At 36.3% G+C, this 20,251-nt stretch carries 21 protein-coding genes; 17 read left to right on the top strand and 4 right to left on the bottom strand.

Going from position 1 to position 20,251, the window contains the following annotated elements:
* The first annotated feature begins 2 nt into the window (after positions 1-2).
* The 9 genes from DDF69_RS07915 to DDF69_RS07875 all read left to right on the top strand — a co-directional run bounded on the left by DDF69_RS07915 (position 3) and on the right by DDF69_RS07875 (position 7,567).
* Positions 3-605, top strand: coding sequence for a sugar transferase (locus DDF69_RS07915; RefSeq protein WP_114820312.1), 603 nt, complete (start codon positions 3-5; stop codon positions 603-605).
* A gap of 9 nt (positions 606-614) precedes the next feature.
* Positions 615-1,208 carry an acetyltransferase gene (locus tag DDF69_RS07910; RefSeq protein ID WP_114820311.1) on the top strand — a complete coding sequence of 198 codons (594 nt, stop codon included), beginning with the start codon at positions 615-617 and terminating at the stop codon, positions 1,206-1,208.
* 20 nt (positions 1,209-1,228) lie between these two features.
* A complete protein-coding gene (locus tag DDF69_RS07905; protein WP_114820310.1) occupies positions 1,229-2,365 on the top strand; it encodes an aminotransferase class I/II-fold pyridoxal phosphate-dependent enzyme in 1,137 nt (378 codons plus the stop codon).
* A 14-nt stretch (positions 2,366-2,379) separates the two neighbouring features.
* Positions 2,380-2,949, top strand: a complete 570-nt coding sequence (locus DDF69_RS07900) for a sugar transferase (RefSeq protein ID WP_114820309.1) — start codon at positions 2,380-2,382, stop codon at positions 2,947-2,949.
* 15 nt (positions 2,950-2,964) lie between these two features.
* Positions 2,965-3,510 (top strand): dTDP-4-dehydrorhamnose 3,5-epimerase, encoded by a 546-nt coding sequence (gene rfbC / locus DDF69_RS07895; RefSeq protein ID WP_114820308.1) that lies wholly within the window; start codon positions 2,965-2,967, stop codon positions 3,508-3,510.
* 95 nt (positions 3,511-3,605) lie between these two features.
* Positions 3,606-4,907: a 30S ribosomal protein S12 methylthiotransferase RimO gene (gene rimO, locus DDF69_RS07890; protein ID WP_114820307.1), complete on the top strand. Its 1,302-nt coding sequence runs from the start codon at positions 3,606-3,608 to the stop codon at positions 4,905-4,907.
* A 440-nt stretch (positions 4,908-5,347) separates the two neighbouring features.
* Positions 5,348-5,905, top strand: a complete 558-nt coding sequence (locus DDF69_RS07885; RefSeq protein ID WP_162800887.1) for a hypothetical protein — start codon at positions 5,348-5,350, stop codon at positions 5,903-5,905.
* Positions 5,906-5,920: 15 nt separating this feature from the next.
* Positions 5,921-6,634 (top strand): hypothetical protein, encoded by a 714-nt coding sequence (locus tag DDF69_RS07880; protein WP_114820305.1) that lies wholly within the window; start codon positions 5,921-5,923, stop codon positions 6,632-6,634.
* A 561-nt stretch (positions 6,635-7,195) separates the two neighbouring features.
* Positions 7,196-7,567, top strand: a complete 372-nt coding sequence (locus DDF69_RS07875) for a septal ring lytic transglycosylase RlpA family protein (RefSeq protein WP_114820304.1) — start codon at positions 7,196-7,198, stop codon at positions 7,565-7,567.
* A gap of 69 nt (positions 7,568-7,636) precedes the next feature.
* On the opposite strand, the gene DDF69_RS07870 is transcribed toward DDF69_RS07875, so the two are convergent.
* The 4 genes from DDF69_RS07870 to DDF69_RS07855 all read right to left on the bottom strand — a co-directional run bounded on the left by DDF69_RS07870 (position 7,637) and on the right by DDF69_RS07855 (position 12,306).
* Positions 7,637-8,401: an exodeoxyribonuclease III gene (locus DDF69_RS07870; RefSeq protein WP_114820303.1), complete on the bottom strand. Its 765-nt coding sequence runs from the start codon at positions 8,399-8,401 to the stop codon at positions 7,637-7,639.
* Positions 8,402-8,488: 87 nt separating this feature from the next.
* Complete coding sequence (locus DDF69_RS07865) at positions 8,489-8,866, bottom strand: MliC family protein (RefSeq protein ID WP_114820302.1); 378 nt, start codon at positions 8,864-8,866, stop codon at positions 8,489-8,491.
* Positions 8,867-8,988: 122 nt separating this feature from the next.
* The gene (locus DDF69_RS07860) at positions 8,989-10,533 is read right to left on the bottom strand and encodes a PglZ domain-containing protein (protein ID WP_114820301.1); all 1,545 of its coding nucleotides are present in this window, start codon (positions 10,531-10,533) and stop codon (positions 8,989-8,991) included.
* Positions 10,534-10,665: 132 nt separating this feature from the next.
* Positions 10,666-12,306: a S41 family peptidase gene (locus DDF69_RS07855; RefSeq protein ID WP_114820300.1), complete on the bottom strand. Its 1,641-nt coding sequence runs from the start codon at positions 12,304-12,306 to the stop codon at positions 10,666-10,668.
* 238 nt (positions 12,307-12,544) lie between these two features.
* On the opposite strand from DDF69_RS07855, the gene DDF69_RS07850 reads away from it, so the two are divergent.
* From DDF69_RS07850 to sucD, 8 genes are all read left to right on the top strand, one after another.
* The gene (locus DDF69_RS07850) at positions 12,545-13,771 is read left to right on the top strand and encodes an HD domain-containing protein (protein ID WP_114820299.1); all 1,227 of its coding nucleotides are present in this window, start codon (positions 12,545-12,547) and stop codon (positions 13,769-13,771) included.
* Between the two features lie 71 nt (positions 13,772-13,842).
* On the top strand, positions 13,843-14,874 hold the full coding sequence (lpxD, locus tag DDF69_RS07845; RefSeq protein ID WP_110010004.1) for a UDP-3-O-(3-hydroxymyristoyl)glucosamine N-acyltransferase: 1,032 nt from the start codon (positions 13,843-13,845) through the stop codon (positions 14,872-14,874).
* Positions 14,867-16,264, top strand: coding sequence for a bifunctional UDP-3-O-[3-hydroxymyristoyl] N-acetylglucosamine deacetylase/3-hydroxyacyl-ACP dehydratase (locus tag DDF69_RS07840; protein WP_114820298.1), 1,398 nt, complete (start codon positions 14,867-14,869; stop codon positions 16,262-16,264). Before lpxD ends, DDF69_RS07840 begins: the two co-directional genes overlap by 8 nt.
* Positions 16,265-17,059 carry an acyl-ACP--UDP-N-acetylglucosamine O-acyltransferase gene (gene lpxA, locus DDF69_RS07835; RefSeq protein ID WP_114820297.1) on the top strand — a complete coding sequence of 265 codons (795 nt, stop codon included), beginning with the start codon at positions 16,265-16,267 and terminating at the stop codon, positions 17,057-17,059.
* The gene (locus DDF69_RS07830) at positions 17,059-17,730 is read left to right on the top strand and encodes a hypothetical protein (protein WP_114820296.1); all 672 of its coding nucleotides are present in this window, start codon (positions 17,059-17,061) and stop codon (positions 17,728-17,730) included. Before lpxA ends, DDF69_RS07830 begins: the two co-directional genes overlap by 1 nt.
* A gap of 18 nt (positions 17,731-17,748) precedes the next feature.
* Complete coding sequence (gene efp / locus DDF69_RS07825) at positions 17,749-18,315, top strand: elongation factor P (protein WP_076596574.1); 567 nt, start codon at positions 17,749-17,751, stop codon at positions 18,313-18,315.
* 67 nt (positions 18,316-18,382) lie between these two features.
* Complete coding sequence (locus tag DDF69_RS07820; RefSeq protein WP_062674061.1) at positions 18,383-19,285, top strand: LpxD N-terminal domain-containing protein; 903 nt, start codon at positions 18,383-18,385, stop codon at positions 19,283-19,285.
* A 90-nt stretch (positions 19,286-19,375) separates the two neighbouring features.
* Positions 19,376-20,248 carry a succinate--CoA ligase subunit alpha gene (gene sucD, locus DDF69_RS07815; protein WP_002977143.1) on the top strand — a complete coding sequence of 291 codons (873 nt, stop codon included), beginning with the start codon at positions 19,376-19,378 and terminating at the stop codon, positions 20,246-20,248.
* Positions 20,249-20,251: the final 3 nt, after the last annotated feature.

The following is a 20,251-nucleotide window of genomic DNA, read 5'->3' as shown; positions in this document are numbered from 1 at the left end:
AGATGTATCGTGTTTTTTTAAAAAGAGTTCTTGATTTTACATTAGCCTTAATCGGTCTGCTTATCGTAAGTCCGGTCTTTATTGTTTTTTTTATTGCTTTGGCCATCGCAAATGAAGGGAAACCTTTTTTCTTTCAGAGAAGACCAGGGAAAAACGGTAAAATTTTTACCATTATAAAATTCAAAACGATGAATGACAAAACTGATTCCGAAGGTAAACTGTTATCAGATGCAGAGAGACTTACAGCAGTAGGGGCATTTGTCCGTAAAACATCTATAGATGAAATTCCACAGCTGATTAATGTTTTGATAGGAGATATGTCATTAATAGGTCCAAGACCTTTACTGGTACAATATCTCGGTTTATATGATGAACATCAGGCAAGAAGGCATGAAGTAAGACCGGGAATTACCGGCTGGGCACAGATTAACGGAAGAAATGCTATTTCCTGGGAAGAAAAGTTTAATTTAGATGTCTGGTATGTGGAGCATCTATCCTTTATGCTGGATCTGAAAATAATATTTCTTACGATAAAGAAAGTTTTTATAAGAGAAGGAATTTCAGCTGATGGACACGTTACCATAGAACCCTTTAAAGGAAATTAATTGATAGCTATGTATTTATTTGGAGCAAGCGGACATGGAAAGGTAATTGCAGATATTGCTGCTGCTAATGACATAAAAATTAAGGCATTCATAGATCAGGATGTCACTAAAAAGGAATGCTATGGATTTCCAGTCTTGAATAATTTACCAGAGGATAAGGAAAAACTTATTATTGCAATTGGGAATAATTTTACCCGTAAAAAGATAGCAGAACAGATTAAGCACGAGATTGGCATTTTAATACATCCAAAATCAATAATTTCTGGATCTGTGAAAATAGAAAGGGGAACAGTCATCATGGGAGGAGTGGTCATTAATGCTGATACTGTCATTGGAAAACATTGTATTATCAATACCAATGCATCTGTAGATCATGATTGCGTGGTTGAAGACTTTGTTCATATTTCACCCAATTCAGCACTTGCCGGAGGAGTGGAAGTAGGAGAAGGCTCTCAGATTGGAATAGGAGCTTCGGTAATCCAGGGGATCAAAATAGGAAAGTGGTGTGTAATTGGTGCCGGAGCGGTCATCATTGCCGATGTCCCCGATTACTCAATTGTTGTGGGAAACCCGGGTCGAATTATTAAGAAAAATATTATATAAATAAGTTACTAATCAGAAATATGAATACTAAAATCTGGCTGTCCTCGCCGCATATGGGAGGGAATGAACAAAAATACATCAACGAAGCATTTGAAGAAAACTGGGTAGCCCCATTGGGACCTAATGTTAATGGATTTGAAAATGATCTGGAGCAGTTTTTAGGAGAAAATGCAAAAGTGGCTGCACTTTCTGCAGGTACTGCTGCATTACACCTTGCTCTTATCGAATGCGGAGTTGTACATGGTGATGAGGTGATCTGCCAATCAATGACTTTCTCTGCTTCAGCCAATCCAATTGCGTATTGTGGCGCAATTCCTGTTTTTGTGGATAGCGAACCCGCTACATGGAATATGTGTCCGACAGCATTAAGAGAAGCCATCGAAGACAGAATCCAGAAAGGAACAAAACCTAAAGCGATTATTGTAGTTCATCTCTATGGTATGCCTGCGAAAATGGACGAAATAACAGCCATTGCTCAGGAATTCCAGATCCCTGTGATAGAAGATGCAGCTGAAGCACTTGGTTCTACCTATAAAGGACAGGCATGTGGAACATTCGGACGTTTTGGGATTTTAAGTTTTAACGGAAATAAAATTATCACCACTTCAGGAGGAGGAGCCTTGGTTTGTCATACTCAGGAAGATAAAGATAAAACGGTTTTTCTTTCTACACAAGCCAGAGACAATGCACCGCACTATCAGCATTCGCAGATCGGCTTCAACTACAGAATGAGTAATATTGTAGCAGGTATAGGAAGAGGACAGATGGAAGTTCTTAAGGACAGAGTGGCTGCACGCAGAGCAATGCACGATTTCTATGTTGACCTTTTCAGCAATATTGAAGGGGTAAATGTATTTTCAGAGCCGAATGATGATTTTTATTCAAATCATTGGCTGTCTGCAGTAATCATTGATCCGGAAATTACAGGTAAAGACAGAGAAGGTTTAAGACACGCATTTTTAGAAGACAATATTGAATCAAGACCACTTTGGAAGCCGATGCATTTACAGCCGGTTTTTGAAACTTCTCCTTATTACGGTGGAAATGTTTCTGAAAAACTCTTTGATAACGGACTATGTCTACCTTCTGGTTCTAACCTGTCAGACGATGACAGGGAAAGAATAACAAAAGTAGTACATTCGTACTTTGGAATTTAATATCATTGCACTTAATGAATCAGTATAGATATTGGAAAGCGGGTTTTGATTTTGTCTTGGCGGCAATATTAATCCTCTTTCTTATGCCGGTACTGATCATTTTATTTGTGATTGCAAGCCTGGATACATCTTCCAACGGAATTTTTTTGCAGACACGGATAGGGCAGTATGGAAAACCATTTACCATTTTTAAAATTAAAACAATTCATGAACAGAAGAGAACATGTTCAAAAGTAGGGCAGGCTCTCAGAAAATTTAAGCTGGATGAATTTCCGCAATTGTTTAATATTATAAAAGGTGATATGAGCTTTGTAGGCCCCAGACCTGATATCGAAGGCTATTATGATAAGCTTACCGGAACAGACAGAAAAGTTTTGGAACTCAAACCCGGGCTTACCTGTGAAGCAAGTATTAAATACAGAGATGAAGAGTATCTCCTGAAAAATCAGGAAGATCCTTTAGCTTACAATGATGAAGTATTATTTCCAAACAAAGTAAAAATGAATCTGGATTATTTTGAAAATATGTCTTTCAGAAACGATATAAAGATTTTGTTTAAAACATTAATAACCACATTGAAATAGAGTTTTTTAACTATTATGAAAATTAAAGAAACCCCGCTTAAAGACTGCTACATCATAGAGCCTACTATTTTTGAAGACGAAAGAGGCTACTTCTTTGAAAAGTTCAACGAAAAAAAATTCGAGGAACTTACCGGAATGAACGGGCACTTTGTGCAGGATAATATTTCCAAATCTTCCTATGGAGTATTGAGAGGTCTGCATCTTCAGAAAGGAGAACATGCCCAGGCAAAACTGGTTTCCTGTCTTGAAGGCAGCGTTTGGGATGTGGCTGTAGACCTTAGAGAAGATTCTCCTACATTCGGAAAATGGTTCGGAATAGAACTTACTGCTGAAAATAAATTACAGCTTTATGTGCCGAGAGGCTTCGGACATGGTTTTTCTGTATTGAGTACCCATGCTGTTTTCTCTTATAAATGTGATAACTTTTATAACAAAGAATCGGAAGGCAGTGTGAAATTTAATGATCCCGATCTTAATATTGACTGGAAGGTAGATGAAAAAGATGCTATACTTTCAGATAAAGACCAGAATGCCCCTGGATTTAAAGAAAAAAACTTTTAAAGTATATTCCTGAAAACCACTTTTATAAAGTGGTTTTTATTTTTTAATCCTAACTCTCCAATATTTTGTATCTTTGCAGACTCAAAATCAAAACGATGCGTACAAAATCTGTAGGGAAGAAGAAAATCAATGTAGTCACTCTTGGATGTTCCAAGAATGTATATGATTCTGAAGTATTAATGAGCCAGCTGAAAGCCAATGGCAAAGAAGTGGTTCACGAAGACCGTGGGGATATTGTGGTCATCAATACCTGCGGATTTATTGACAATGCGAAAGAAGAGTCTATCAATACCATCCTGGATTATGTTGATGCTAAAAACAGAGGTGAGGTTGAGAAAGTATTTGTTACAGGATGTTTATCTGAAAGATATAAACCGGATTTGATCAAAGAAATTCCGGATGTAGATCAATATTTCGGAACAAGAGATCTTCCGGTACTTTTGAAGCATCTGGGAGCAGATTATAAACATGAACTGGTAGGGGAAAGACTAACAACAACTCCCAAACATTACGCATACCTTAAAATTTCTGAAGGCTGTGACAGGCCATGTTCTTTCTGTGCGATCCCATTGATGAGAGGAGGCCACGTTTCAACGCCAATCGAAAAACTGGTGTTAGAAGCTCAGAAACTGGCTAAAAAAGGAACGAAAGAATTGATTCTTATTGCTCAGGATCTTACTTACTATGGTCTCGATCTTTATAAAAAGAGAGCATTGGGTGATCTTTTAAAAGAATTGGTAAAAGTAGAAGGAGTGGAATGGATTCGTCTTCACTATGCTTTCCCAAGCGGTTTCCCTGAAGATGTTCTTGATATTATCCGTGAAGAGCCTAAAGTATGTAATTATATAGATATTCCGCTTCAACACATCAATTCAGATTTGCTGAAATCTATGAAGAGAGGAACTACCCATGAGAAAACAGATGCCCTTTTAGGAAAATTCAGAGAAAAAGTTCCTGATATGGCCATCAGAACAACGCTTATCGTTGGGTATCCTGGTGAAACAGAAGAGATATTTCAGGAGCTTAAAGACTGGGTAAGAGAACAAAAATTTGACAGATTAGGCTGTTTTACCTATTCTCATGAAGAGAATACTACAGCCCATGTTTTGGAAGATAACATTCCCCAGGAAGTAAAAGAGGCTAGAGTAGAGGAAATAATGGAACTGCAGTCTCAGATATCATGGGAAAAAAACCAGGAAAAAATAGGGAAAGTATTCAGATGTATTTTTGACCGTAAAGAAGGGAACTATTTTATCGGAAGAACAGAGTATGACTCGCCGGATGTAGATAATACGGTTTTGGTTTCAGCAGAAGATACTTATATTTCAATTGGTGAATTTGCAGACGTCAGAATTACCTCTGCCGAAGAATTTGATTTATATGGAGAATTAGTGTAGCTAAACGCTTATTAATCAGTAAAAAAAATGCATTGTAAAGTAGACTTATTAACAAAAATTAACATAGAATTTTCTCGGTAGACTGTTTTTATTTTATTGATAATCAATTTGTTAATATTTTGTTTAATTAAGAATTTTTAATTTTCTTTTATAATGTATTTAAAATCGAAAATTATGTATTAAATTTGCGCAAGAAGCAATATTTTTAAATCATGTGCTTTCAGCAAGTTAGTCATTGAAATAAAGCTAAAAATCAATTTAAATAATTAGTTGGATATTTTTTTTAGTTTGATGTTCACAAGTTGAGATGTATGTTCCTTTTTGGAAATATTGATGAAAAAAATGTAATTTAAAATCTTTAAAAACTTATGAAAAAATTTTTATTAACAGCAATTATGCTTGTTGGCCTTTCGGCCGTTTCTAAGGCTCAACAGGGGCGAGTGGGGATTAACACAACCACACCTGCCGCAACTTTAGATGTAGTAGCCAACACTACAGATAATGCTAGACCTGATGCCTTATTAGTCCCTCGTATGACAGCAGCAGAATTATCCGCTAAGGATGATACAAGTGGAACGTACGCTGCGCCTCAAAACGGAGCCATTGTTTACATTACTGCGGGAACCGGTACAGGAGCTAGAAAAGCTAAAATTACTGGCCCTGGTTTCTATTATTTTGATAATACTGTTCCAGAATGGAAACCTTTTGGTGGCGGTTCTGTCGCTCCTGCAGGAATGACAGTAAGAGCGCAAACAGCTGCTACGATCTCAGATGCAGACCTGAACAACGCAATCCTTGTTACGTCGAATGTTACATTTAACCTGGCTACATTAACAAAAACCAATGGTAAAACCATTACATTTATTGATGCTACAGGAGGTAATTTCTTTAGTGTAACGGGAGTTCATACTAGTGCTTCAACAACACCTCTTCAATCAGGTGGATCTTTGTCTTATATTTGTGATGGGACAAATTGGTATAGCTATAGTTCATTCTAATAATAAAACACAATTATGAAAGTATATTTAACATCAGCATTGTTTGCCATTGTTGCGGCATCAAGCACTTTTTTTGCTCAATTGAGATCTAATGGTACTGTCAGTGCTACAGTAGCTACACAGTCCGTATTCTTAGATGCTTCTGCAAACGGCTTTACAACATCTACTAGTAATGGTAAAGGATTAGCATTTCCTAGAACAAATTTAACAACGTTCACTTTTGTAACACCAGTAACTAGTGCGCTTAATTTCCCTACAGCATATGATGGGATGATTGTTTATAACTCTACTGCTGGTACTACTCCAGCTACAGGATCAGGTATCGGAAACCAAACGGTAGGTGTAGGTTTTTACTATTTCAGCAACCCTACTCCAACACCAGCATTCTCTTCAGCTTCAGGACAATGGTTACCATTGAGTTCTTCTGCTAAAGAAAATATTCTTACTACTGAAACTGTTACAAACAGACTTGTAAATAATGCACAGATTTATGGTATAAAAGGAACTTTTACTGCAAATGGAACGACTACTGCAGTAACAATCCCTGCACCTGGTGGAATTACTGCTTTGTACGGAATTACTATTTATAAAGCGGGTACTAACACAGTATATTCAAGAGAATTGTACTCATACGATATCACTAATGGATCTGCTGTTACAGGATCTCCTACCATGTCTGTAGTATATCCGAGTGGAACATATGACTATGTTTTGGAATATTTAAAATAATATTTATTTATTATATAATAAAAAAACCAATGAGAAATCATTGGTTTTTTGCTTTTGAGATGAGACGTTCTTTTATTTTTTCGACAGAGATAAAAATAGTACACTAATTTTTAAAATTTCTATCGTGTTATTTTTGCTGTCATATCAATCTTGAAATTTTAACACAGTACATACATGTTAAAATAGGATTCAAAAATCTGATATTATAAGGCTGAGCATCTTCTGGTGGTCATTTTTGTTATATACCGGATTTAAGATTTTTAATTTTAAAATTATTCTTTCTGATTGAAATCTTAACAATGTGTTTTTTGTAATGTGTTGGTTATCAAGTTATTTTGTTTCTTGGAATTTTAAATTATGTATGAATTAGTTAATTATATTAACTTTTTAAGTGTTTTTTTAACACTTTTTAACAGCATAGTGTAAAAGCCCTATCCATAGGAGGTTACAACGTTTTTTAGTATTTTATTATGATTTCGTTAACTGTTTTTAACATATTGAATAGGGTTTTATAAAGATTCCTGATACATTTGCTCCCGTCAAAACCAATAAAAGTTCAAAATGATGAAAAGATTCATTCTCGTAATCATAATGATGATTTCAACCCTAGGTGTTTACTCTTTTACAGGTAATGCCTTAGATGCGAAAAAAACAAGTTATGCATCGTACTACCACGATAGATTTAACGGTAGAAAAACCGCCAGCGGAGAAATCTTTGATAACTCAAAGTTCACTGCAGCAAACAGAACGCTTCCATTTGGAACAAACGTTAAGGTAACTAACCTTAAAAATGGTAAAGAGGTAATAGTGAGAATTAATGACAGAGGGCCTTACCATTCATCAAGATCTTTAGACATGTCTAAAGCTGCGTTCGATGAGATCGGAGATATCAGTCGTGGTACCATTCCGGTCGAATATGAAATTGTCGATTAATTTTATGATTTAAATTAAAAAAAAGCCAGCTGATTCAGCTGGCTTTTTGTATGGATGAATACCTGTTGATTATACATCCAATTCCAATAAAGCAGGACAATGGTCAGAATGCACCGCTTCCTTTAAAATAACAGCCCTTGTGAGCTTATCTTTTAAACTATAGGAAGTGAAGTTATAATCCAGTCTCCAGCCTTTATTCCTTTCCCTTGAATTTTGTCTGTAGCTCCACCAGGTATAATTGTCCGGTTCATTGTTAAAGAACCTGAAACTGTCTATAAGTTCACATTCATTGATGAAACTGGTCATCCATTCTCTTTCCATAGGAAGAAATCCGGAAACATTCTTTAGACCTACAGGATTGTGAATATCGATAGCCTCATGGCAGATATTAAAGTCTCCCGATATAATCAGGTTAGGAATTTCTTTTTTTAAATTCTTGATATACTCAAGAAAATCATGGCAGAACTGCATTTTAAAATCCAGCCTCTCAATATTGGATGCAGAAGGAACATATACGGAAATGGCGGAAAATCCGTCAAAATCTGCACGAATGATTCTTCCTTCATTATCATAGCTTTCGATGCCGCAACCATACTCTACATGATTAGGCTTTATTTTTGAAGCAATTCCGACCCCGCTGTAACCTTTTCTTACTGCAGAATGCCAATAACTGTTATATCCTAATTTTTCAAGACTTTCGATGTCTATCTGATCGTTTCCGGCTTTGCTTTCCTGAATACAGATGATATCCGGATCGGCAATCTTCAGCCAGCCCAGGAAATCTTTTGTGAAAGCAGCTCTGATTCCGTTGACATTGTAAGTGATTAATCTCATAAACAAAATAAATTTTTTCAAATGTAGGGAAATAAAAAAGCCGGTCTTTAATTTCAAAGCCGACTTTTTATATTTTTAGGAAGGGATTTATTTTTTAAAAACTGTTTTACCATCCTTCGTCAGTTCTATTTCTTCGCCTTTTCCTCTCAGTTCATAATGATCATTCTTATACCATATTCCTGATGCAGGCTTTTGCCCCTGTAGTTCAATTGTTTCATTGTTGAAAACTACTGTAGCCGTATTTTTAGTGTTGTTGAAAGTCATGTCCAACGTTTTTCCGCTGCTGTCTTTCGAAGTACTTTTTACAATTTCATCCTGAGTTCCTGACACCGCTGCTGAATCAGACGGCGTAGAAGCAACACTGTCTATAGTAGCCGGTGCGGAATCTGTTGCTTTCTTTTCTTTATTACATGAAGTTAAAAATAAAGCTGCGAATGCTGCTGCAATAAAAATGTGCTTTTTCATAAGATTATATTTATTTAAGGTTGCCTTCAAGTATGCAAAATGAATGCCTTAAAAAAAGAGGCGGAAAAAATCAATAGATTTTTTCCGCCTTTAACCCAAAATTAAATAAACTATGAAAAAAACTACTTGGGTTCTAATACGCTGATAGGAATAATACACTCTTCAAGTGAAATTCCTCCATGCTGGTAAGTTTCTTTATAGTAATTAACAAAATGATTGTAATTTTTAGGATAAGCCAGGAATATATTGTTTTTAGCAAAAATATATTTAGAACTTAGATTTCCTTTTGGAAGGAAAAGCTTTTCAGGGTTGGTAATGGCCCATACGTCACTGTCATCATACGTTAAACTTTTACCCGTTTTGTATCTGATATTCGTAGACGTTTCTCTGTCTCCTACCACTTTACTTGGCTTTTTCACGTATACCGTTCCGTGATCTGTAGTGATAACAAGTTTATAACCATTTTCTGCCGCTGTCTTAATAATCTTCAATAAAGAAGAATTTTCAAACCAGTTGAAGGTAAGAGAACGGAATGTCTTATCATCGCGGATCAACTGATCTACAATATGGTTGTCTGTTTTCGCGTGTGACAGGATATCAATAAAGTTATACACAATCACCAGCAGGTCATTATTTTTATGCTGATTGAAGTCATCATAGATTTTTCTTTCAAAATCAGCGTTCAGTACTTTAAGGTATTTCATAGATTTTGAACCAAGACCGATTCTTTTCATCTGGTCTTCCAGGAAATCACGCTCAAATTCATTTTTATTTCCCTCTTCATTATCATTGAACCATTTATCCGGGAAACGTCTTTCAATCTCCGATGGCATTAATCCTGCAAAGAAAGAGTTCCTTGCATATTGTGTTGCCGTAGGAAGAATGCTGTAATAATAATCTTCTGATATTTTATTGTAATATTTTGTGAATAAAGGTTCAATCACTTTCCACTGATCATAACGAAGGTTGTCCACCATCAGTAAAAGAACTTTTTCTTTTTCCACTTCAGGTTTTACTTTTTCCTTGAAAAGTGTGTGGCTCATCATTGGTTTATCTGAATCTGTAAGCCAGTTTTCATAATTTTTCTCAATAAACTTTGCAAACTGAATATTGGCTTCCTCTTTCTGAGATTGAAGAAGATCGGCAAATTCATTGTCTGCTACCTTATCAAATTTAATTTCCCAGCTAAGGATCTTTTTATAATATTCAGCCCATTCCTGATAGGTTCTCAGGTAAGAAAGTTCCATGGAAAGGTTTCTGAATTCCTGCTGGTATTGTAAAATTGTTTTTTGTTCTACAAGATTATCCTGCTGAAGGTTTTTCTTTAGGGAAAGTAATATCTGATTAGGGTTTACAGGCTTTAATATATAGTCGGCAATCTGGGAACCGATAGCCTCTTCCATAATGTGTTCCTCTTCACTTTTTGTCACCATGACGATTTTTAAGGCATTATCTTTTTCCTTGATCATTGGAATAGCTTCCAATCCGGAAATGCCGGGCATATTTTCATCAATGAGTGTTAAAGCGAATTTCTCTGAATCCATAAGTTCCAAAGCCTCATTCACGTTATTAACCGGGGTTACCTGGTAACCTTTTTTTTCTAAAAATACGATATGAGGTTTAAGTAAATCTATTTCATCATCGATCCATAATATCTTTTCTGACATAATTTATTTTTTACATGGTTATTGTATCAAAATGTTGACCAAATCCTTTTAAAATCTCACAAAATCGAAAGATTAAAAGTTAAATATTAGTTAAATGAAAATCTTGTGAAATAATTCACATTTTTGTCTCATTTAATCAGTGGTTTCTATGTATTCCAAAGCCTTTTCCAGAACTTCGTCTTTGCCGTTTTTTATCCCTTCAATACTTGGTTTTACAAGAATATCGGGAATGATTCCTATTCTTTGGGTTTCCCTGCCATCTGGATAATAAGCACCAAGACCTGTAAACCTTGTATCAAGGTCAGCAATTGTAAACATAATGACATCTCCATTGGCTCCCGAAGTATGACTTCCGATAATTTTCGCGTTCGGATGCTGTTTGAACATCATGGTTGTAGTTTCTGCCTGGCTTTGTGTATTCTCATCTACTAAAACGATTACCTTTCCTTTATAGTATTCAGGATTCTTTCTGCCTGTTACGTTTTTTCTGCTGTAAAATTTTCCGGGATAGCTGGTGTCAGGAAAAGTAAACTGATAATAGATTGAGGGGTTGGGAAGAAGAAGATAACTTAAGGGAATGATTGTTTGTCTTGGATAATTCCTGAGATCAAAAATAATAGCTTTTGTGGATTTTAAACTGCGGTACATCTCATCAAGATCTTCCTTTTCTAAAATTCCCATATTCACAAACCCGATTTTCTTTTCATCATCCATCAATTTCCATTTTTTAGGAGCCGGAATTTTTTCATGAATAATATCTTTAATAAGGTATGTCCTGGTTTTTATTTCAAGATTTTGCCCATCCCTTTCGATCTTTACGGAAATAGAATCATTCTTGCTGTAGAGAAGTTTGTCTTTTATTTTGCTGACCTTTCCCCATGAGTTGGAAGCGGGGACGTATTTCGCTAAACTATTGATCACTTGAGGGATGGTTTTTCCTTCTATATCATAAATGACATCTCCGTGATGCAGAGGGCTTTTATGTCTGGATCGTGTGTCGTTAACTTTCGTAATCACCAGTTTCCCTTCAGCATACGTGTATTCCACGGGAACTTTTCGTTGACCATACAAACTACGTTGAATTTCTTTAGATGAAATATAAGCGTGTGAGTCATCTGTTTTAGCCACCAATTCTGCTAATGCCAGGTGAAAATTCTCGTCATTATCAATCGTTAGAAATTTGGGAATCATTTCCGTAAGGACATCATTCCAGTTCTGATCGGTTTCATATTTATAAGGAAAGAAATATTCTACATAATTCCAGTATCTGAATAACTCCAGTAAACCATTTCTTTTGGATGTAAATTGAGAACCATAGGATTTTTCATTCCTGAAATATATTTTTCTTCCTCCTTTTCCAATATAGTGATTGTCGCCAAGATTCCTGTTGTTTTCAATATAACGGAGCTTTTGAGATACATCATCGGAGAATATCTGCGAATTATCGATCCAGCGCAGGTCAAAATTCTTAAGGAAATAAACTTTTTGATCTTGTACCGCACATTCTTTGCATAGTGGAACTTGTCCGAGACTTTCGATCCATTCAGAATACATGGCATTGAGAGATTTCTTATCGGTAATATCCTCAAGTTCATTGATCTTTTGAAAAAGCTGTTTATCCCAGTTAAGGTTTCCCTTTGCTACACGGGGATGGTAATATTTTAAAAATCCCCAAACCCTGCACAGAGATTCCAGCTTCTGGGTCTCGGTGATGATTTGTGCGGAAAAGTTTAAACTTAAAAGTAAAAAGAGGAAAAGCGGGAAGCGTCTCATTAAAGGTTACCGTGTTTTCTCTCAAAGATAATCCTTTAATATAACAGGCGCAAAAGGTTTTCAAAAAATCTTGAATTGATAATAATATAGATGTGAAACCATTTCTGAAGCTGATACGATGAGATTTTTGATGAAAAATATTCGGTAGATCATCGCACTATCACAATATCTTAATAGTAATTTAATAAAAAGCTAAATTTTAAAATGCCTAACTTTGTTTACTAATACTGACGTTTCAATGCAGAATAAGCTAAAAATCATCAACGATCCTGTTCACGGATTTATCAAAATACCACACGAGATTTTATTTGATATCATTGAGCATCCCTACTTTCAGAGATTAAGAAGAATCGGGCAGACCGGACTTTTGAATCTGATATTTCCCGGAGCTACCCATACCAGGTTTCACCATGCTCTTGGAGCAATGCATCTGATGTTCACCGCTCTGGAAACCCTGAAGCAGAAAGGAGTGAAAATTTCTGAGGAAGAAGAGAAAGGAGCGATGCTGGCCATTCTGATGCATGATATTGGTCATGGTCCGTTTTCTCATGCGCTGGAAAGTATGCTGATGGATGACTGGCATCATGAAAATCTTTCCTTATTGCTGATGAACAAGCTTAATGAGGAATTTGAAGGTCAGTTAACCATAGCTATTGAAATGTTTCAGGGGAAATATCACAGAAAGTTTTTCAATCAGCTGATCTCTTCCCAACTGGATGTTGACCGTTTGGACTATTTGAAGAGAGACAGTTTTTTTACAGGAGTGTCCGAAGGAAATATTAATACCCAGAGAATTATTTCCATGATGAATGTCTGTGAAGAAGGTGAGCTGGTGATTGATGCCAAGGGAATCTATTCCATTGAAAATTTCCTCACAGCCAGAATGTTTATGTACTGGCAGGTGTACTATCATAAAACTTCAGCTTTGGCAGAGTTTCTTTTGGTTAAAATCCTTGAAAGAGCTAAGTATCTGATTTCGAAGGGAACAGAACTTCCCGCAACGGATAATCTGAAATATTTCTTATACCGTGAAAAGAGCGGTGCAACAGACGAAGATATAGAAAGATTTACCCAGCTTGATGATAATGATGTGATTCAGGCTATGAAAGAATGGCAGAATTCTGATGACTTTGTTTTGTCGTATTGGTGTAAATGTGTAATTCAGAGAAATTTGCCTAAAACAATTATTTCATCACATCCATTTGACCAGGAAATAATTGAGGAAAAAATAAAAAAGAGTAACGAACTTTTCGGAATCGATAATGGTGATGAATTGGTTCATGAAATTAAAAGAAAATTATTGCCTTATCATGCAGAGAAACAGCCCATTTATTTGCTGCATAAAAATGGAAAAAGAACAAGGCTGCATGAGTCGGAGGATCAGCTTTTATCAGGATTAATCGTAAATAAGACAACCCGCTATATCCTTATGTTTCCAAGAGATATCTCCAGACTGGACTCTTAAAGAATATTAAAATTTACGATCTGAAACTAAAACATGTTTGCAAATTATAGAATTTCTTATCTTTGCAGAATATGGAATTTACAGCTTCGCAAATTGCAAGTTTTATTGACGGAAAAATAATAGGTGACGAGAATGCACTTATTACGGGAGTTTCACCAATTGAAAATGGGGAATCAGGACATCTTTCTTTTATAGCACAAGATCGGTTTTCTCATTTTTTGGATAGCTCAAAATGCTCTGTTATCATCGTTTCGGAAAAACTTCTGGAGAAAAATCATTATAACCCTACCTTAATCGTTGTAAAGGATGCCTATCTTTCTTTTCAGATCCTGATGAATTTATATCAGGAAATGCAGGGAAGAAAAGAAGGTATTGAAAATGGTTCATCTATTCACGACACAGCTGTCATAGGTGATAAAGCCTATATCGGAGCATTTACCTATGTTTCTGAGAAAGCCAAGATCGGGGAAGGATCACAGATCTATCCACATGTATATATAGGAAAAGGAGTGAAAATCGGTAAAAACTGTAAGATCGACAGTGGTGCCAGAATTTATGACTACTGTATTATTGGAGATAACTGTGTGATTCATTCCAACACGGTAATCGGAGGGGACGGTTTTGGTTTCCAGCCTACCGCTGAAGGCTTCAAAAAAATACCACAGCTTGGAAATGTAATCATTGAAGACGATGTAGAAATCGGTTCAAACTGTAGTATTGACAGAGCCACGATAGGTTCTACAATAATAGGGAAAGGAACTAAGATTGATAACCTGATTCAGATTGCCCACAACGTGAAAATCGGTCAGAACAACGTCATTGCTGCCCAGGCAGGAATTGCCGGATCTACAACTATCGGGGACTGGAACCAGATTGGTGGCCAGGTAGGTGTCGTAGGACATATCAAAATAGGGAATCAGGTGAAAATTCAGGCTCAGAGTGGCGTGAATTCCAGTGTTAATGACAGAGAAACATTGTACGGTTCACCAGCAATCAGTTACAATGACTATTTAAGGAGTTATGTTCATTTCAGGAACTTACCTGGAATCGTAAATAGAATAAATAATCTTGAGAATAACTCAAAAGATAATACTAATGAGTGATATGCAAAAAACACTTCAGCAAGAGGTAACTCTTTCTGGAATTGGCCTTCATACTGGTAAAGAAGTAAAACTTACCATTAAACCTGCTAAAGAAAATACAGGTTTTGTATTTGTAAGAACAGACCTGGAGGGACATCCTCAGGTAGAAGCTGATGTAAATTATGTTGTAGCAACTGAAAGAGGAACTACATTAGAAAAATTAGGGGTTAAAATTACCACTTGCGAACACCTTTTAGCAGCCCTTGTTGGTTGTGATATTGATAACGCAATTTTAGAAATGGATGCCTCTGAACCTCCTATTTTGGATGGATCTTCAAAATATTTTGTAGAAGCTATCGAAAGTGTGGGAGTAACAGAACAAACGGTTGCAAGAGAATATCTTGTAGTAAAAGAAGTTCTTACCTACAGTGATCCGGCTACTGGTTCGGAAATCACCATCATTCCTTCAGATACTTACGAAGTAACTACTATGGTAGATTTTGGGACTAAAGTATTAGGGACTCAGAATGCTACTCTTAAAAATATTTCAGAATTTAAAGACGAAATCTCATCAGCAAGAACATTCAGCTTCCTGCATGAATTGGAAATGCTTTTAGATCATGGTTTGATCAAAGGTGGAGATATTTCCAATGCTATTGTATATGTAGATAAAGATCTTACTCCTGAAACTACAGAAAAATTAAAGAAAGCCTTTGGAAAAGATAATGTATCGATAAGACCAAACGGTATTCTAGACAATCTTAATTTAAATTATCCTAACGAAGCAGCAAGACACAAATTACTGGATGTAATCGGTGACCTTGCTTTGGCAGGTGTAAAAATAAAAGGTAAAGTTATTGCTAACAAACCGGGACACTTTGTGAATACTCAGTTTGCGAAAAAACTAAACCGCCAGTGGAAATTGCAGAAAAAGAAAAACGTTCCGGATTTTGACCTGACAAAAGAACCGGTATTCGATATCAACGGAATTATGAAGCTTATGCCTCACAGACCTCCGTTCTTATTAATTGATAAAGTGCTTGAGCTTTCAGACTCTCATGTTGTAGGGTTGAAAAATGTGACCATGAACGAGCCTTTCTTCGTGGGACACTTCCCTAAAGAACCCGTAATGCCTGGAGTTCTTCAGGTAGAAGCATTAGCGCAGACAGGAGGAATTCTTGTATTGGCCAGTGTTCCGGATCCTGAGAACTATTCTACGTATTTCATCAAAATTGATAAGGTGAAATTCAAAAGAAAAGTAATTCCGGGAGATACGCTTATCTTCAAAATTGAATTGATAGAGCCTATCAGAAGAGGAATTGTTCATATGCAGGGATATGGATATGTAGGAGACACTGTAGCAGTAGAAGCAGAGCTTATGGCTCAAGTTGCAAAAAATAAAGTTGATTAAATGATTCATCAATTAGCAGCCGTAGATAAACGTGCGAAAATCAGCAAAAATGTAATCGTAGAACCTTTTACTACCATTGCAGGGGACGTAGAAATCGGAGAAGGAACATGGATTGGTCCTAATGTAACCATTATGGATGGGGCAAGAATAGGGAAGAACTGTAGGATTTTCCCCGGGACTGTAATCTCTGCAATTCCCCAGGATCTGAAATTTGATGGTGAAGATACGCAGGTAATTATCGGTGACGAAACAACAATCAGAGAGTGTGTTACCGTAAACAGAGGTACAAAAGCTTTAGGATATACTAAAATAGGAGCGAACTGTCTTATTATGGCTACTTCGCATATTGCTCATGATTGCGTTATTGGAGATCACGTTATCATTGTAAACGGTTGTGGGATTGCAGGACATGTAGAGATTGGAGATTATACAGTAATGGGAGGTTTGTCAGCAGTTCACCAATTCGGTAAAATCGGAAAACATGTAATGATTTCCGGAGGTACCCTGGTAAGAAAAGATATCCCGCCTTATGTAAAAGTGGCAAGAGAGCCTATGTCTTATGCTGGTATCAATTCTGTTGGTTTAAGAAGAAGAGGATTTACCAATGAAAAGATCTTTGAAATCCAGAAAATCTACAGGGCAATTTTCCAAATGAAGATGAACGTTTCCCAGGCTATTTCCCATATTGAGAAAGAAATGCTTCCAACGGCTGAAAGAGATGAGATCTTACAATTTATTCAAAACTCACCAAGAGGTATCGTAAAAGGATACGGAACCGGTAAAGATAGTAACTAATGAAAAAACTATCTTTCCTTTTTGTATTGGCAATTTCCAATTTTTACCTGTCACAGAACCAGAGAATAACAGGCATGGAGTTCTATTACGGTTTCTCAGACTATAAAAAAGACAGCATTGCTAAACCCAATGTGTATGCAGAAGTGAAAAGTCAGAATGAAGATTATATCAAAATGTCACCATTCAGATATACAGATACTGATAAAAAGGCAAAGAAGGAGAATAGAGCATGGCTGATGAAGTATCAGGATAACCTGTATTTCAGTATGACCTATGCAGCATATATCTATTCTTTTGATACATTTGCAAGAGTCAATCTAATTGGGAAGAAATATTTTTTGATCTATCTGGATGAAGTAAAAGATAAAAAAGCAATTTCTTACAATAATCCTTACGGAGGAGGTTTGTTGGGAGGAGCTTTAAATGCTGGTTTAACACCTAAGTTTGCGTGGAAGGATAAAAAAGGAAACTCTTACAAGGTTCTTTTGATTGATATTGAAAAATCAAACAATACCTCTGATAAAAGAGATGTCAGCTTCGGATTGGTAGTAGATACAAAACTTATTGTTAAACTTACAGATAATGATCCTGAAGTCATTTCAAAATTAAAAACAAATCAGTATTACTTAGAGGATATAATTGATCTGGTAAATAAAGAAAATAATAAATAAAAAGCATATAATATATTAATGGCAACAAGTAACGATATCCGAAAAGGTCTTTGCATCGAGTATAGCAACGATATTTTTAAAGTAATCGAGTTCCTTCACGTAAAACCAGGAAAAGGACCTGCTTTCGTAAGAACAAAATTAAAGTCTGTGACTAACGGTAAAGTAATTGATAATACTTTCTCTGCAGGACACAAAATTGATGAAGTAAAAGTAATCACGAGAAAATTCCAGTATCTGTACGATGATGAGAACGGATTCCACTTCATGAACAATGATGATTTCTCTCAGTTATACATCAACAAAGAAATGATTGAGAACTCTCAGTTTATGAAAGCTGGTGAAGAAGTAACCATCATTTTGAAAGAAGCTGATGAAACACCACTTTCTGCTGAACTTCCACAGTCAGTATATCTTGATGTTATCGAAGCTGATCCGGGTGTAAAAGGAAACACTGCAACCAATGCCCTTAAAAATGCAATCGTTGAAACAGGAGCAAGAGTAATGGTTCCTTTGTTCATCGAACCGGGAGACAGAATTAAAGTAAGCACTGAAGACGGCAGCTACTTAGAAAGAGTAAAAGAATAAATAAAATGTACATAAATTCGGTTTGCATCAGCATTCCGAATTTTGTTTTATAAGAAAATCTATTGTTATGAGATTCCATTCTCCGCAAAAGCTTAAAACGATTGCAGATTTAATAGGCTCAGCATTTGTAGGGCCGGAAGATTTTGAAGTATTGGGAACCAATGAAATTCACATGGTAAAACCAGGTGATATTGTTTTTGTGAATCATCCTAAATATTACGACAAAGCATTAAACTCTGCAGCCACTATTATTTTAATTGATAAAGAAGTAGATTGCCCGGAAGGTAAAGCTCTTTTGGTTTCTGATGATCCTTTCAGAGACTTTAATAAAATCAATACCCATTTTACCAGAATCTATAATTTCACAGAAGAACTACACGATGTTGAAATAGGAGAGGGAACCAAAATCCATTCTTCTGCAGTGATCGGAAACAATGTGAAAATAGGGAAAAATACCTTAATCTTTCCTAATGTAGTCATTGGTGACCGTACAGAAATCGGAGATAACGTCATCATCCAGTCCAACACCGTTTTAGGAGGTGATGCATTTTATTACAGAAAATTAAATGGAAATTTTGACCGTCTGATTTCTGTTGGAAATGTTGTTATTGAAAACAATGTGGAGATCGGAAACGGCTGTACCATTGACAGAGGAGTTACAGACTCTACCATCATTGGAGAAGGTTCCGTTTTGGATAACCAGATTCAGATCGGGCATGATACCGTTATCGGGAAAAAATGTCTGATTGCCTCTCAGGTAGGAATTGCAGGATGCTGTATCATCGGAGATGAGGTGACATTATGGGGACAGGTAGGAATCGCTTCCGGAAACAAAATTGAGTCGGGATCTGTACTTTTGGGAAAAACCGGAGTAAACAGAGATCTTGAAAAAGGAACCTATATCGGGATGTTTGCAGAAGATTTTAAAACTTATCTGAAAAAAGAAGTAAAACTGAGAAATCTCAAATAAACAATTCCAAAGGTTTTATCTAAAATCAAAGAAATTTGAGTAAATTTGTGAGCATTAATAAAATAATAAATAAATTAAAACAACAATAAAATGTCAATTTTAGTAAACAAAGATTCTAAAGTAATTGTACAAGGATTTACAGGGAACGAAGGAACTTTCCACGCTGGTCAGATGATTGAATACGGAACAAACGTAGTAGGTGGTGTTACCCCAGGAAAAGGAGGTAGCGAGCACTTAGGAAAACCGGTATTTAACACTGTAGCTGACGCTGTTGAAAAAGCAGGAGCAAATGTAAGTATCATTTTCGTACCACCGGCATTCGCAGCAGACGCTATCATGGAAGCTGCTGAAGCAGGAATCAAAGTAATTGTATGTATTACTGAAGGTATTCCTGTAGCTGATATGGTAAAAGTAAAATCTTACATCGCTGACAGAGACTGCAGATTAATCGGACCAAACTGCCCTGGAATCATTACTTCTGAAGAAGCTAAAATTGGTATTATGCCAGGTTTCGTTTTCAAAAAAGGAAAAGTAGGTATCGTTTCAAAATCAGGAACTCTTACTTACGAAGCTGCTGACCAGGTAGTAAGAGCGGGTTACGGTATCTCTACTGCAATCGGTATCGGTGGTGACCCAATCATCGGAACAACTACAAGAGAAGCGTTAGAGCTATTCATTAATGACCCTGAAACTGAAGCTGTTGTAATGATCGGTGAAATCGGTGGAGGTCTTGAGGCTGAAGCTGCAAGATGGTACAAAGCTAGCGGATCTACTAAACCAGTTGTAGGTTTCATCGCCGGACAAACTGCTCCAAAAGGAAGAACAATGGGACACGCAGGTGCTATCGTAGGTGGTGCTGAAGATACAGCTCAGGCTAAAATGGAAATCATGAGAGAAAACGGTATCAACGTTGTTGATTCTCCTGCTGATATTGGTGCTACTGTAGCTAAGATTCTAGGATAATAT

The organism is Chryseobacterium sp. KLBC 52 (genome assembly GCF_003347605.1).
Classification (GTDB): domain Bacteria; phylum Bacteroidota; class Bacteroidia; order Flavobacteriales; family Weeksellaceae; genus Chryseobacterium.
This window is presented reverse-complemented; position numbering and strand designations above follow the sequence as displayed.

Excerpts from the sequence above, each read along its gene's own strand:
- DDF69_RS07915 (WP_114820312.1), top strand. The coding sequence starts at position 3 with ATGTATCGTGTTTTTTTAAAAAGAGTTCTTGATTTTACATTAGCCTTA.
- DDF69_RS07910 (WP_114820311.1), top strand. The coding sequence starts at position 615 with ATGTATTTATTTGGAGCAAGCGGACATGGAAAGGTAATTGCAGATATT.
- DDF69_RS07905 (WP_114820310.1), top strand. The coding sequence starts at position 1,229 with ATGAATACTAAAATCTGGCTGTCCTCGCCGCATATGGGAGGGAATGAA.
- DDF69_RS07900 (WP_114820309.1), top strand. The coding sequence starts at position 2,380 with ATGAATCAGTATAGATATTGGAAAGCGGGTTTTGATTTTGTCTTGGCG.
- rfbC (WP_114820308.1), top strand. The coding sequence starts at position 2,965 with ATGAAAATTAAAGAAACCCCGCTTAAAGACTGCTACATCATAGAGCCT.
- rimO (WP_114820307.1), top strand. The coding sequence starts at position 3,606 with ATGCGTACAAAATCTGTAGGGAAGAAGAAAATCAATGTAGTCACTCTT.
- DDF69_RS07880 (WP_114820305.1), top strand. The coding sequence starts at position 5,921 with ATGAAAGTATATTTAACATCAGCATTGTTTGCCATTGTTGCGGCATCA.
- DDF69_RS07875 (WP_114820304.1), top strand. The coding sequence starts at position 7,196 with ATGATGAAAAGATTCATTCTCGTAATCATAATGATGATTTCAACCCTA.
- DDF69_RS07870 (WP_114820303.1), bottom strand. The coding sequence starts at position 8,401 with ATGAGATTAATCACTTACAATGTCAACGGAATCAGAGCTGCTTTCACA.
- DDF69_RS07865 (WP_114820302.1), bottom strand. The coding sequence starts at position 8,866 with ATGAAAAAGCACATTTTTATTGCAGCAGCATTCGCAGCTTTATTTTTA.
- DDF69_RS07860 (WP_114820301.1), bottom strand. The coding sequence starts at position 10,533 with ATGTCAGAAAAGATATTATGGATCGATGATGAAATAGATTTACTTAAA.
- DDF69_RS07855 (WP_114820300.1), bottom strand. The coding sequence starts at position 12,306 with ATGAGACGCTTCCCGCTTTTCCTCTTTTTACTTTTAAGTTTAAACTTT.
- DDF69_RS07850 (WP_114820299.1), top strand. The coding sequence starts at position 12,545 with ATGCAGAATAAGCTAAAAATCATCAACGATCCTGTTCACGGATTTATC.
- lpxD (WP_110010004.1), top strand. The coding sequence starts at position 13,843 with ATGGAATTTACAGCTTCGCAAATTGCAAGTTTTATTGACGGAAAAATA.
- DDF69_RS07840 (WP_114820298.1), top strand. The coding sequence starts at position 14,867 with ATGAGTGATATGCAAAAAACACTTCAGCAAGAGGTAACTCTTTCTGGA.
- lpxA (WP_114820297.1), top strand. The coding sequence starts at position 16,265 with ATGATTCATCAATTAGCAGCCGTAGATAAACGTGCGAAAATCAGCAAA.
- DDF69_RS07830 (WP_114820296.1), top strand. The coding sequence starts at position 17,059 with ATGAAAAAACTATCTTTCCTTTTTGTATTGGCAATTTCCAATTTTTAC.
- efp (WP_076596574.1), top strand. The coding sequence starts at position 17,749 with ATGGCAACAAGTAACGATATCCGAAAAGGTCTTTGCATCGAGTATAGC.
- DDF69_RS07820 (WP_062674061.1), top strand. The coding sequence starts at position 18,383 with ATGAGATTCCATTCTCCGCAAAAGCTTAAAACGATTGCAGATTTAATA.
- sucD (WP_002977143.1), top strand. The coding sequence starts at position 19,376 with ATGTCAATTTTAGTAAACAAAGATTCTAAAGTAATTGTACAAGGATTT.